Genomic DNA, 11,768 nt, shown 5'->3' with positions numbered 1-11,768 from the left:
GCCCCCTTTGACCTGCCGGTTAAGGGCCACAAGTGTCCGTTCGCGCTTCGTCATGTCGGGGACGTTTTCGTTGGTCTGGCGCACAATGTAGGCATGCGGACTTTTGGCGTGGAGGAAGAGCTCCTGATCGTTGATCCGGACAGCGGGGAACCGCTGGCGCTCGCCGATGCCATGTTGGCGGGCCGCAAACTCGCCGCCGACGACGCCCCGGGCAAGCCCCGGCTGGTGAAGAAGGTGGCCGAAACCAAGTGCGACGACGACGAAATGGGCTTGAGCGCCGAACTCAAGCTTGAACAGATCGAGACCCAGACGCGTCCGTGCCTGGACCATAGGGAACTGCTGCGCCAGATCCGTGCCGGCAGGGCACTTGCGGACGAAGCCGCACAGGGCCACGGTGCGCGGATTGCCGCCTTGGCCACCTCACCGCTGGCCCTCTCCAGCCACACCACGCCGGATCCGCGCTACGCCAAAATGCTGGAACGGTTCGGCCTGACCGCCCAGGAACAGCTCACCTGCGGCTTCCACGTCCACACCTACATCGAATCCCCGGACGAAGGCGTGGCCGTGCTCGACAGGATCCGGGACAAGCTGGCCGTCCTGATCGCGCTCAGCGCCAACTCACCGTTCTGGAACGGCGTGGAAACCGGATTCGAGAGCTACCGGACGCAGGCGTGGAACCGCTGGCCGTCGTCGGGCCCGTCCGCCATTTACGGCAGCCTGTCCTCCTACCGCCGGGTGGTGACCCGGCTGCTGGACAGCGGCGTGGTGCTGGACGAGGGCATGATCTACTTCGACGCGCGCCTCTCCCGGAATCATCCCACCGTGGAGGTGCGGGTGGCGGACGTCTGCCTCCGTGCCGAGGATGCCGCGCTGATTGCCGTCCTGGTCCGTGCGCTCGTGGAGTCGGCGTGCCGGGAATGGCGCGAGGGTGTGGAGCCGGCGCCCGTGCCGACGGTGCTGCTCCGGATGGCCGCATGGCAGGCCAGCAACTTTGGCCTGCGCGGTGAACTGTTGGACTTCGGCAGCTTCCGGCCGGCGCCCGCCGGGGACGTGGTGCGCTCGCTGGTCGATTTCCTGGAGCCGGTCCTGGCCGAGAATGGCGAGCTGGACCTTGCCCGGCAGGGCATCGAGGACATCTTCGCGCGCGGCACCGGCGCGGCTGAGCAGCGCAACGTCCGGCAGGTGGTGATGGACAAAGCAGAGCCCGACGACGGCGGGCTGGGTGCCGTCGTCGCGCACGCCGTACGGGCCACGCTGAAGGGAACGGTGGGAGACGCGGACCCCGACGCTGACCGCGCTCCGGAACTGCTGCGCGTCCGGCAGCTCTGACCCGCGCACTCCCTCCAGCCGCGAACCGGGAGCGCGAACGGACACTTGGGGCCCTTTCCCGAGCTTTTTTAGGGCCTTATCTGTCCGTTCGCGCTGGTGGTGCGGGGATGTTTCCGATGGTCATTTTCCGGTAAACCGCCTGAAATGTCTGCTGGCTAGTGTGGAACCACAAGTACCGCCCGGGGGAAGGAACGGACCATGCGCGTAGGAATCATCAGGGCTATGACCACCACAGACCGGCGTCTGCTCAACTCTCACGGAAGGCTGCTGCGCGAGACCTTCGGGTTCGATGTCACAACGCGGTGCATTCCGGACCAGCCTTCGGGAGTTTATGACGCTGACTCGCTGCAGCGTGCCGTACCGAAGGTGGTGGAACTCGCGCTGGACATGGCGCCGGACGTCGACGCCCTGGTCATCAGCTGCGCCGCCGATCCCGGTTTGCCGGAGGCGCGCGCCCTGCTGGACATCCCCGTGATCGGCGCCGGCTCCGCAGCCGCAGCGGCAGCCCTCGCCTTCGGCGGCCGGGTGGGCGTGCTGGGCCTGAAGCACTCAGTGCCGGGTCCCATTTCCGATGCCTTGGGTGACCGCGTGCTCCTGATCGACGGCCCCGAGAGCGTGGAGACGCCCGACGCTTTCCTGCTTCCGACGGGCATCTTCGACGCGCTCGCAGCTGCCCACATGCTGGTGGACGCCGGAGCGGACGTCATCCTGGAGGCCAGCACAGGCCTGACGAGCATCGGCATGACGGACGTCCTCCGGCGCAGGCTCGGGATACCTGTCATTGACCCCGTCACGGCGGCCGGCTCCATGCTCATCTCCGCCGTGGCATCCCGCGAGCTTCAGGCGGTTTGAGCCTTCGGCCGCTTGAGCCTGTCCCGGAGTGGCTTCCAGCCACCCCGGCCAAAGGCGCCCATGACACGCGTGCACAGCGCCCAGTAGGCCACCCCGGCCGCCAGGGACGCTGCCACGGCAAGCGCCGGGCTGACCGCATCCAGCAGGGGGTAGACCAGCCAGTGCACGAGGTACGCGTAGAGGGAGGCGCTGGCCAGGAGGACCGCCAGCCGCTGCAGGCCCCTGGGCACGGGGACGGTGGGCAGCCAGGTGAGCAGCAGGATCCCCGCAACAAGTGTCAGCTCACGGTGTGTGTCCCCGAAGAAGTATCCGGGGACCGTGAGGATCGCGAGGACTGACACCGCACACCGCTGGATCCATGTCCGGGTCCGAGCAACGCACCACCCCAGGACAAACAGCCACAGGGTTGGCGACGGGTGGGGGATGCCGGGATCAACGATGTCATAACGCGAGAGCAGCGCGAGGCCAGTGAGGGCAAGCGGAAAGAGCAGCGGGAACCGCCGCTCCGCCCGGTCCGCCCAGGGGATGGCCAGCAGCGCCGTCATGCCCAGGAGGATGTAGACCAGCACCTCGATGAACCAGAAATGCCACTGCGTGGTCACGGCTTCGGGGCCGATCACGGAGTTGAGGAGCAGGACATTGGCGACGGTGTACCGGTCGGTGATCAGGTAGGCCACTCCGATGAAGGCCATGCTGGGCACCGCCACCCGTGCCAGGCTGGTGACTTGGCGCCTGAACCGCGGAAGGCGTTCCCCGCTGAGCTGGAACCGGGCGAAGTTGTAGCCGGCCACCGCCATGAGCACGTGGGCCATTCCCGGCCATTTCATCAGCCCCACGTGGGTGCCGACGATGAGCACGATGGCCACGGCCCTGAGCACGATGCTGGTTTCGAGCGGGGCAAAGAACCGACGCATCCTCCCGGCAGGCTTTTTCCCCGGGTGCTGCTCCAGGTCGCGGACCGGCGTCACGTGCCAATCCGGCGGGAGGTGCCCCAGCAGCTGCTCCAGGCGGACGGACGTGGCCACGTAGGACAGCGAGTCGCCGCCGAGCGAGACGAACGTGTCGCCGTCGCCGATGTCCGTGCGCTCCAGGGTCTCGCGGAAGATCCGGCGCACGTCGTCCGGTCCGGAGCCGGCCGGCTCCGGTTGTGGCATGGCAGTTTGTGACAGTGCAAGGACCGCCGGGTAGTCCACTTTGCCGGTGGCCAGGCGGGGGAGATGCTCGACGACGTGCAGCTCCAGGGCCGCACGGGGCAGCCCGATGCCCTGCGCGAGGACCTTGGCCAGCAGCTGCGTGTCGTGGCTGCCCTCGACCGCGACGACGAGGCCCTGGTCCGTGCCAGCGCTCGCCGCTTCAACGCCGAGGTCGGCCAGGATGCGCTCCACCTGGCCGAGGTCAACCCGGAGGCCAACGATCTTGACGAACCGGCTGCGCCGCCCCACCACTTCGTAGACGCCGGCCGGGTGCTTCCTGGCCAGATCCCCGGTGCGGAGTTCGTGGACCGTGCGGCCGGCGCCGAGATCCTCCGGTGTCTCCGCGTAGCCGAGCATGACATTGGGCCCGGTGTAGACGAGTTCGCCGTGCTCGAGGCCGGGCACGTGCTCGATGCGGAAGGCGCCGCCCGGCACCGGGATGCCAATGGCGCCGGGGTGTTCGGCGGCCAGCCCGGGCGGAAGGTAGGCCATCCGGGCGGTGGCCTCCGTCTGGCCGTACATGACGAACAGTTCCCAGCCCTTCCGGCGGCCGAGTTCGGCGTAGCCCTGTACGCGTTCGGGGGCGAGCCGGCCTCCGGCCTGGGTGACATACCGCAGGCCAGGGAGGTCCATCCCGGCAAAGCCCACGCGTTCGAGCAGTTCGAAGGTGTAGGGCACCGCGGCGAACGACGTTGCCCCGCTGGTGCGGAAAAGCTCCCAGAAGCACGGATCAACAACGGACAGGTCGGTGAGCACCAGGCCCGCACCCCGGAGCAGGTGGCTGTTGATCACGGACAGCCCGTAGCAGTAGGACATCGGCAGGGTGGTTGCGGCGCGGTCTGCCGGGCCGATCTTCAGGTACTCGGCAATCGACTCCGCATTGGCCTGCAGATTGGTGGCGGACAGGCGCACCAGCTTCGGCGAGCCCGTGGAACCGGAGGTGCTGAGCAGAAGCGCGAGGTCCGGATGGAGTTCGTGCCGGGTGCCCGCCCTGCGTTCCTCGAGCAGCGTCTGTCCGTTGGCGGAACGCAACACGACGTCGGGGTCGTACGCGGCCACCAGGGACTCGAGCGCCGCCGGCTTGTCCTCCGGAAGCAGGATCAGCGGGTGGCCGGCAACCAGGGCAGCGAGGTAGGCCACCAGGGAGTCGACGTCGTTCGCCGCAGCCAGTGCCACCAGGCGCCGCTGGGTGCCCAGCCGGAGTGCGAGGGCATCAACCCTGTCGGCCAGTTCCCGGTAGGTGAGAGTGAAATTGTCGGTGAGAATGGCGGGCCTGTCCCCGTGGCCCGCGAGATCGGCGGCGAAGGGCACCCGCGCGAAATCAAGCTGCGTGGTCACCGCAAGATGATATTAGTTAAGCCTTACCTAAGTAAAACCGTCGGGCCGCCTGTTACGCCGTGCAATGCCCAGTCCCTGTCGGCGGCTAGGCCGCCCCGGTCCACCGGGCCGGCGCTGCCGCCGGCCTGCGCAGCGGCGTTCCGGTGGCATCCGACGGTACGCGCTTGGTGCCGAATCCCTGCCTGCGGTGGTCGGCCCGTGCCGACAGGGGCGCCTGGGCAGGCACCTGCGGCACAGCACGTCCTTGCTTTGCGGCGTTGGCCGTGACCTGGGGTGCCGCCGGGGAGAGATCCGTGATGAGCCCCGTCCCGGCGCATTCGCGTACGTCGGCGATCCCGGCCGCGGCCGCGCGCTTGTCCTCGAACGGTGTGGAAATCGCCAGCACGGTGCCATCGGGGGCCTTCAGCCGGAACCGGAACTGGGACTCTGCATCAAGAAAAACTTCAAATACTCCGGCCATGGCGGTCCTTCCGGTCAGGGAGGCTGCGCGCAGCGTCTTCGCGGCAGCGGCCCCGAACGCATCGCTGCGTCTGTCCTCGGGTGGGTGGTGAACCGACAGTGGTTTGATCGGTTCATCGGTGTTATTAGAGTCTGCCCAGTGCACACGGAGCCTAACAACACTATCCGTGTAAACCCTGGGTAAACCCTGCCTGTCCACCCACTAAACCGTGCCGCAGTCCCGTTCTCAAGGACGCCCGAAACGAAGAGACGTGCAGCTCAACGCACGTTCACAGCCCGCCATTGGAAGTAAGAAACAGCCAGATCCAGCGACGTCAGATCCGTAAAAGGTCAGATCTGCTTGATCGCCTGCTCCAGGTCCGCGATGAGGTCATCCGCATCTTCCAGGCCCACGGACAGCCGCACCACTCCATCGCTCAGCCCGATCGCGGCGCGTCCTTCCGGCCCCATGGCCCGGTGCGTCGTGGTGGCGGGATGGGTGATCAGTGACTTCGCGTCGCCCAGGTTGTTGGAGATGTCGATGATCTTCAGGGCGTCCAGCAGCGCGAAGGCAGCTTCCTTGCCCGACTGTCCTGCCGTCGTCGCAAGCTCCAGCGTGAGGACGGTGCCGCCGGCCTTCATCTGCTTGGCCGCCAGTTCGAACTGCGGGTGCGACTTGAGCAGCGGGTACTTCACCCAGTTGACGGCGGGCTGGGTCTCCAGCCATTCGGCCAGGCGCAGGGCCGTGGCGGAGGAGTGGTTCACGCGGAGCGCCATGGTCTCCAGGCCTTTGGTGAGCACCCAGGCGTTGAACGCGGAGAGCGCCGGGCCGGTGTGGCGCATGAGCTGCTTGACCGGCCCGTCGATGAATTCCTTGGTGCCCAGGATGGCGCCGCCCATCACCCGGCCCTGGCCGTCGATGTGCTTGGTTCCGGAGTAGACGATCACGTCAGCGCCGAGGTCTCCGCAGCGCTGGAGCAGCGGGGTGGCGAAGACGTTGTCCGCCACCACCTTGGCGCCGGCGGCGTGGGCGAGGTCGCTGACCGCGGCGATGTCCACGATTTCCTGCATCGGGTTGGACGGGGATTCGAAGAAGACGGCCGTGGTGGGCACCGAGAGGGCCGCGCGCCACTGCTCGAGGTCCGGACCGTCCACGAATACGGTCTCCACGCCCCAGCGCGGCAGGATTTCGTTGAGGATCACGAAGCAGGAGCCGAACAGGGATCGGCTGGCGACCACCCGGTCCCCGGCCCCGAGCAGGGCGCCAAGGGCCGTGAACACAGCGGACATGCCGGACGCCGTCGCAAAGCACGCCTCCGTGCCTTCGAGCAGCCGGAGACGTTCCTGGAAGGTGGCCACGGACGGGTTGCCGTAGCGCGAGTAGACGAAGCGTTCGTCCTCGCCGGTGAAGGCGCGCTCGGCGGCAGCGGCGGACTCGTAAACAAACCCGGAGTTCAGGAAGACGGGCTCGGTGGTCTCTTGGAAATTGGTGCGGTCAAGCCCGCCGCGGACGGCCTGCGTATCGGGGCTCCAGCCGGCGGCGTCGTGGTTAAAGGTCAACTTAGTTCTTTCCCAGGTTCGTCGGCAGGCCGCGGTTCTTCCAGCCGTTCACGGTGCGCTCACCGTAGCGGTCGGGCTCGCCCTCGAAGCCTTCGAGGACGTTGTAGGCGGTGAATCCGGCCTGTGTGGCGGCGATGGCGGCGGCGATGGAGCGCTGGCCGGAGCGGCACAGGAACAGCAGCTCCACCCGGGTGTCTTCAGGCGCCTGCTGCTTCAGCTGCTCGACGAAGTCGGGGTTGGGAATGCCGCCGGGAAAGGTCCACTGGATAAACAGGGGATCATTCTCCGTGGCCTTGGTGTCCGGAATGCCGATGTGCGCCCATTCGCCCTCGGTGCGCACATCCACCAGGATGGCGCCCTCCTCGAGCTTGGCCCACGCGTCCTGCGGGGTGAGGTCTCCAGCGTAGCTCATGCGTGGCCCTCGTAGGCTTCTTCACTGAGGTCATCGTCCGAATCCAGCCGGTCCACGGCGGTGGCGACGGCGGCATCCGCGGTGGCGATGGCGGCAGGCAGGATGACGGCCTGGGCCACGATGACGCTGGTGCCGTTGAAGGTGGCGGCAGGGCTGCCGTGCAGCACGTATCCCTCGGCCAGGGCAGCCGAGATGCGCTCACAGAACGCACGGTCGTCCGGCCCCGTGATCAGGCGGTAGGACAGCTTTTCCTCAGGTTTATCCTGCTGGGACGGCAGCGTTGCAACGGCGGGTGCGTCTGACACGACGGATCTCCTTTTCTCACGCTTGCAGCTCGAAGTGGTCGATATGCCGAGTATTCACCTGAGGCACCCCGCCGTGGAAGGAGGGTTGCCGACCGGCCAGTCAGGGCTTAATGCCGGTACTCATTACTCCCCAGAAACGTAACACTGACGACGGCGGTGCGCACCGCCGTCGTCGTCATCTTCCGTAACGCATCCAGTCACCGCTGGGCACAGCAGTCGCCGCGCTGCGGTTACAAAGCCTGTGGCCGGGAGGATAATGACGGGAGATGACCCGCCGTAACGCCGGATGAAACCAGGCCGCAGTGAATGATTCGACCGCGAATACAGTGACTCCCATGCTGCACTTTGGATGGTTTGTGGGCCATGGCTTCGGGGTTCAGGGCTGGGGGACGCCCGGCTATGGAATCGGCTATGACTGGAAGAAGCCCGCCCCCTACCAGCATGCGGTCCGGGAGTTCGAGCGGGCCGGGCTGGACCTGTTCATCATCGAGGACTCGCTCACCGTCCCCGACACCTACGGCGGCAGCGCGGAGGTCTCGCTGGCGCAGGCGTCCTTTGCACCGAAGCACGATCCGCTGGCCCTGGTGCCGTACCTGCTCTCCGCCACGGAGCACCTCGGCATTGTTCCCACCATCAGCGCCTCTTTCTATCCGCCTTTCACCGCGGCCCGGCTGCTGGCCACGCTGCAGCACTTCTCCAACGGGCAGCTGGGCTGGAACGTGGTGACCTCGGGCAGCGACCTTGCCGCGCAGAACTACGGGCTGGACCAGCAGATCGAGCACGACCTCCGCTACGAGAAGGCCGAGGAGTTCGTGGACGTTGTGCGCAAGCTTTGGCGCAGCTGGGAACCGGACGCCATCCTTGAGGACACCCGGGCAGGCATCTTCGCGGACCACACCAAGGTCCGGCCGATCCACCACAACGGGGAGTTCTTCAAGGTCCGGGGACCGCTGAACACGGCACCGCTGCCGGAGGAACCCGTGCTGGTGCAGGCCGGGGCATCCCCGCGGGGCAAGGCCTTCGCCGGCGCGAACGCGGATGTTGCCATTGCCCTTGCCCGAGGTGTGGACGGCATGAAGGCGTACCGGGACTCCATCCGCGCGGAGGCCGCCGGGGCCGGCCGGAACCCCGACGACGTCAAGGTGCTGTTCGTCCTGAAACCCACGGTGACCGGTTCCCGGGCCGAAGCCGAGGAGCTGCGGGCTGCCCGCCGGGAGCTCACGCAGCGGGAGATCGACAGCCAGCTCAACTCCATCTCCTACCTGTCCGTCATCGACTTCAAGCAGTTCGACCTTGACGCGCCCCTCCCCGAGCTCAGCACCAACAGCAACCAGGGCACGCTGGAGCACTTCTCCAAGGCCGCGCCGCCAGGTTCCACCCTGCGGCAGATCCTGCAGGCCCGCAGCGGCGGCGCCGGCGACAGCATCATCGGCACCGCCGATGAAATCGCCGACTACCTCGAGGAAACCGGGGCGGCAGTGGGCGGCGACGGGTTCCTCTTCTCCGGCTTCGTGGATCCGGCCACGATCCACGGCGTGCTGGACAGACTGGCGCCGGCGCTTCGGAGGCGGGGACTGCTGCGGACGAGCTACGGCGACGGCGGCCTCCGCCGGAACCTGCTGGACTTTTAGCGTCATGGCAGGGGCCAGGGGGCACGACGGACTGATGCCGGGGGTCCGGCGCGGCACGTTCCTGATCGGCACCGCCCACATCCGTGCCGACGACGTGGCGGCGGTGGCCGCCGATCCCGCAGTGGAAGTGGTCCTCAGCGCCGAGGCCCTCGAGCTCGTGGGCCTCTCCCGCGAGGTGGTGCAGGCGGCCATCGATTCCGGGCACCGCGTCTACGGCCTGAACACCCTGCTCGGCTCCGGCCGCGACACTGCCGTGGAGCAGGAATCCATCCTCGACTTCCAGCTCCAGGTGGTGCGCTACCACCACAGCGGCGTCGGCGCGCTGCTGGACCGGAATGAAGTCCGCGCCCTCATCCTGGCAAGGCTCATCGGGTTCACCCGTGGAGGCTCGGGGGTGCGTCCGGAGACTGCCCGCTTCTATGCCGAGCTGCTCAACAGGGGTGTGGTGCCGGCCGTACCGCGCGACGGGTCTGTCGGTTCGTCGGACCTCACCCAGCTGGCGGCGGTTGCCGCCGTCGCCATCGGTGAGGGACAGGCGCTTGCCCCTGACGGCGGCCTGCAGGACGGCGCGGAAGCGCTCACCGCCGCGGGGCTGGAACCGGTGGTCCTTGCGCCGGGCGAGGCCCTGGCGCTGGTCAGCGCCAACTCCTATTCGATCGGCGCCGGTGTGCTGGAGCTCCGCCGCATCCGGTGGCTCGCCGATCTGGCGGACACTGCGCTGGCGCTGTCGCTTGAGGCCACTGCCAGGTACGACGGCGGCGGGAACCTCAGCCCGTTCTCGCCAGCCGTGCAGTCGGCCAAGGCAGTGGACGGCCAGCGCGTCTCGGCGGCCAACGTCCGGCGCCTGGTGCGCGGCGGCTGGCTGGAGGACCCGCGGCGGCAGGTGTCGGTCCAGGACGCCCTGTCCTTCCGCGCCGCGCCGCAGACGCACGGTGCGTTCCGGGCCCAGGTCACGGCCCTGGCGGGGGCGCTCGAAGTGGAGCTCAACGGCAGGGGAGACAACCCCCTCACGGACATAGCGTCGGGCCGGATGGTGTCCGGCGGAAACTTCCAGCCCATGCAGCTGGCCCTGGCGTTCGAGGCGCTGCGGCTTGGACTCGCCCATGTCGGAATCAGCAGCGAGCGGCGGATCGCCAAGCTTTATCCGCCGCAGCGCCTCATCCGGCAGCTCAACCTCGAGGCGGCCCGGGCCGGCACGCCGCTCGCGTCCGAAGACCTGCCGGGACTGCTCTGGTACTCCGCCGCGGGCCTGCTGGCCGAGCTGAAGTTCCTGGCGTCGCCTGCCACCCTCGGTGCCCCCACCCTGTCCGCGGACGTGGAGGACCACTCCACGCTGGCCCCGCTGGCCCTCCAGCAGCTGGAGCGCTCGGTGGAGGCCGCGGCCAAGCTCCTCACCATTGAGGCGTTGACGGCCTCCTACCTGTTGGCGGAGGCGCAGGGCACGGATCTGCGGGAGGCGGAGATCCGGCAGCTCGGAGCCGGCACCGGCGCCGTAGTGGCGCGGCTGTCGGAGCTGCTGGCCGGGCAGCTGCCGGCGGCCGTGCTGGTTGACAGTGCGCGTGCTGCCCTGGGGAACCTGCTGGCAGCACTGCCCGAATTACGAGTACCGGATGAGGGCGGGCCGAATGACCGCAGTCCGGGTGATGGGGGAGGAGACTCATGACCACCGTGACAGGAAGCGGCGGCCAGCCAAGGCATGTGGCGCCCATACTGGATCCGGCCGTGGACGCCGGTGCGGTGCTGGCGCGGGTGGGGAACACTCCGCTGGTGCCACTGGACGTGCTGAGCCGCGGGCTGGGGAGCACTGTCTTCGTCAAACTCGAATCGGAGAACCCCGGCGGTTCCATCAAGGACAGGACCGCGTTGAGCATGGTCCGGGCGGCAGAGCGCAGCGGCGAGCTGCAGCCCGGCGGGACCATCGTGGAAAGCACCTCCGGGAACACCGGAATCGGGCTCGCACTGATCGGGGCGCTGACCGGCCATCCGGTGGTGGTGGTCACGGGTGACTCCATTTCATCGGAGAAGCTGGAGGCCCTCAACCGCTACGGGGCGCGGGTGGTGTTCACGGACTGGAGCGCGCCGTCGGATTCACCGGAGAACGCGCGGGCGGTCGCGGCCCGGATCACGGCCGAAATTCCCGGCGCTTGGCGTCCGCTGCAGTTCGACAACCCGGCCAACCCCCAGGCGCACTATGACGGGACCGCGCCGGAGATCTGGGAGCAGACGGCGGGCCGGGTGACGCACTTCGTCGCGGGAGTGGGCACCGGCGGCACCATCAGCGGGAACGGGCGGTACCTCAAGGAGAAGTCCGGCGGGCATGTGGAGGTGATCGGCGCGGACCCGTACGGCTCCGTTTACAGCGGCGGGCATCCGGGCCAGATCCTGGTGGACGGCGTGGGTAACTCCTGGCCCAAACCCGACTGGCCGAAAGTCTTCGACCGCGGCCTGCTGGACCGGTTCCTGCGGATTCCGAACGACGAGGTGTACACCACGCTGCACCGGCTGGTCAACGACGAGGGCCTGTCCCTCGGGCCGTCCTCGGGCCTGACGGTGGCGGCAGCGCTCCGGGTGGCCAGGGCGGCGCCGCACGGGTCGGTGGTGGTGGCGATCGCCCCGGACACGGGCAGCAACTACCAGAGCAAGGCCTTCAATCCTGTGTGGCTGGCGGACAACCACATCCGCCTGGCCGCAGATCTCGCGGAGGACTAGC

At 68.1% G+C, this 11,768-nt stretch carries 10 protein-coding genes and 1 riboswitch; of the genes, 5 read left to right on the top strand and 5 right to left on the bottom strand.

Going from position 1 to position 11,768, the window contains the following annotated elements; genetic code table 11:
- The first annotated feature begins 93 nt into the window (after positions 1–93).
- Both QFZ23_RS22860 and QFZ23_RS22855 read left to right on the top strand, forming a co-directional pair.
- Complete coding sequence (locus QFZ23_RS22860) at positions 94–1,329, top strand: glutamate--cysteine ligase 2 (RefSeq protein ID WP_306926506.1); 1,236 nt, start codon at positions 94–96, stop codon at positions 1,327–1,329.
- A gap of 198 nt (positions 1,330–1,527) precedes the next feature.
- On the top strand, positions 1,528–2,181 hold the full coding sequence (locus QFZ23_RS22855; protein WP_306926505.1) for an aspartate/glutamate racemase family protein: 654 nt from the start codon (positions 1,528–1,530) through the stop codon (positions 2,179–2,181).
- On the opposite strand, the gene QFZ23_RS22850 is transcribed toward QFZ23_RS22855, so the two are convergent.
- The 5 genes from QFZ23_RS22850 to QFZ23_RS22830 all read right to left on the bottom strand — a co-directional run bounded on the left by QFZ23_RS22850 (position 2,169) and on the right by QFZ23_RS22830 (position 7,427).
- Positions 2,169–4,712, bottom strand: a complete 2,544-nt coding sequence (locus QFZ23_RS22850; protein WP_306926503.1) for an AMP-binding protein — start codon at positions 4,710–4,712, stop codon at positions 2,169–2,171. The two genes, QFZ23_RS22855 and QFZ23_RS22850, sit on opposite strands and share 13 nt — an antisense overlap.
- A gap of 85 nt (positions 4,713–4,797) precedes the next feature.
- Positions 4,798–5,172 (bottom strand): YegP family protein, encoded by a 375-nt coding sequence (locus QFZ23_RS22845; RefSeq protein WP_306926501.1) that lies wholly within the window; start codon positions 5,170–5,172, stop codon positions 4,798–4,800.
- Positions 5,173–5,501: 329 nt separating this feature from the next.
- A complete protein-coding gene (locus tag QFZ23_RS22840) occupies positions 5,502–6,710 on the bottom strand; it encodes an O-succinylhomoserine sulfhydrylase (RefSeq protein ID WP_306926500.1) in 1,209 nt (402 codons plus the stop codon).
- A 1-nt stretch (position 6,711) separates the two neighbouring features.
- Positions 6,712–7,122 carry a rhodanese-like domain-containing protein gene (locus tag QFZ23_RS22835; protein WP_306926498.1) on the bottom strand — a complete coding sequence of 137 codons (411 nt, stop codon included), beginning with the start codon at positions 7,120–7,122 and terminating at the stop codon, positions 6,712–6,714.
- Positions 7,119–7,427 (bottom strand): DUF1737 domain-containing protein, encoded by a 309-nt coding sequence (locus tag QFZ23_RS22830; protein ID WP_306926496.1) that lies wholly within the window; start codon positions 7,425–7,427, stop codon positions 7,119–7,121. The genes QFZ23_RS22835 and QFZ23_RS22830 overlap by 4 nt, the downstream gene beginning before the upstream one ends.
- A 13-nt stretch (positions 7,428–7,440) precedes the next feature.
- A riboswitch (SAM riboswitch) is annotated at positions 7,441–7,555 on the bottom strand.
- 207 nt (positions 7,556–7,762) lie between these two features.
- Here QFZ23_RS22830 and QFZ23_RS22825 point away from each other — a divergent pair.
- From QFZ23_RS22825 to QFZ23_RS22815, 3 genes are read left to right on the top strand one after another with little or no spacing between them, the layout of a single operon-like run.
- Positions 7,763–9,058 carry an NtaA/DmoA family FMN-dependent monooxygenase gene (locus QFZ23_RS22825; protein WP_373427915.1) on the top strand — a complete coding sequence of 432 codons (1,296 nt, stop codon included), beginning with the start codon at positions 7,763–7,765 and terminating at the stop codon, positions 9,056–9,058.
- A 34-nt stretch (positions 9,059–9,092) separates the two neighbouring features.
- Positions 9,093–10,721, top strand: a complete 1,629-nt coding sequence (locus tag QFZ23_RS22820; RefSeq protein WP_373427954.1) for an aromatic amino acid ammonia-lyase — start codon at positions 9,093–9,095, stop codon at positions 10,719–10,721.
- Positions 10,718–11,767, top strand: a complete 1,050-nt coding sequence (locus QFZ23_RS22815; protein WP_306926491.1) for a PLP-dependent cysteine synthase family protein — start codon at positions 10,718–10,720, stop codon at positions 11,765–11,767. The genes QFZ23_RS22820 and QFZ23_RS22815 overlap by 4 nt, the downstream gene beginning before the upstream one ends.
- Position 11,768 lies beyond the last annotated feature (1 nt).

The organism is Arthrobacter globiformis, from assembly GCF_030818015.1.
GTDB classification, from domain to species: Bacteria; Actinomycetota; Actinomycetes; order Actinomycetales; family Micrococcaceae; genus Arthrobacter; species Arthrobacter globiformis_C.
The sequence above is the reverse complement of the archived record's forward strand: the minus strand, read 5'-3'. Positions and strand labels throughout refer to the sequence as shown.

What these genes read in the sequence shown, in the direction of transcription:
- QFZ23_RS22845 (WP_306926501.1), bottom strand. Translation starts at nt 5,172, where the DNA reads ATGGCCGGAGTATTTGAAGTTTTTCTTGATGCAGAGTCCCAGTTCCGG.
- QFZ23_RS22835 (WP_306926498.1), bottom strand. Translation starts at nt 7,122, where the DNA reads ATGAGCTACGCTGGAGACCTCACCCCGCAGGACGCGTGGGCCAAGCTC.
- QFZ23_RS22820 (WP_373427954.1), top strand. Translation starts at nt 9,093, where the DNA reads ATGCCGGGGGTCCGGCGCGGCACGTTCCTGATCGGCACCGCCCACATC.
- QFZ23_RS22825 (WP_373427915.1), top strand. Translation starts at nt 7,763, where the DNA reads ATGCTGCACTTTGGATGGTTTGTGGGCCATGGCTTCGGGGTTCAGGGC.
- QFZ23_RS22815 (WP_306926491.1), top strand. Translation starts at nt 10,718, where the DNA reads ATGACCACCGTGACAGGAAGCGGCGGCCAGCCAAGGCATGTGGCGCCC.
- QFZ23_RS22855 (WP_306926505.1), top strand. Translation starts at nt 1,528, where the DNA reads ATGCGCGTAGGAATCATCAGGGCTATGACCACCACAGACCGGCGTCTG.
- QFZ23_RS22860 (WP_306926506.1), top strand. Translation starts at nt 94, where the DNA reads ATGCGGACTTTTGGCGTGGAGGAAGAGCTCCTGATCGTTGATCCGGAC.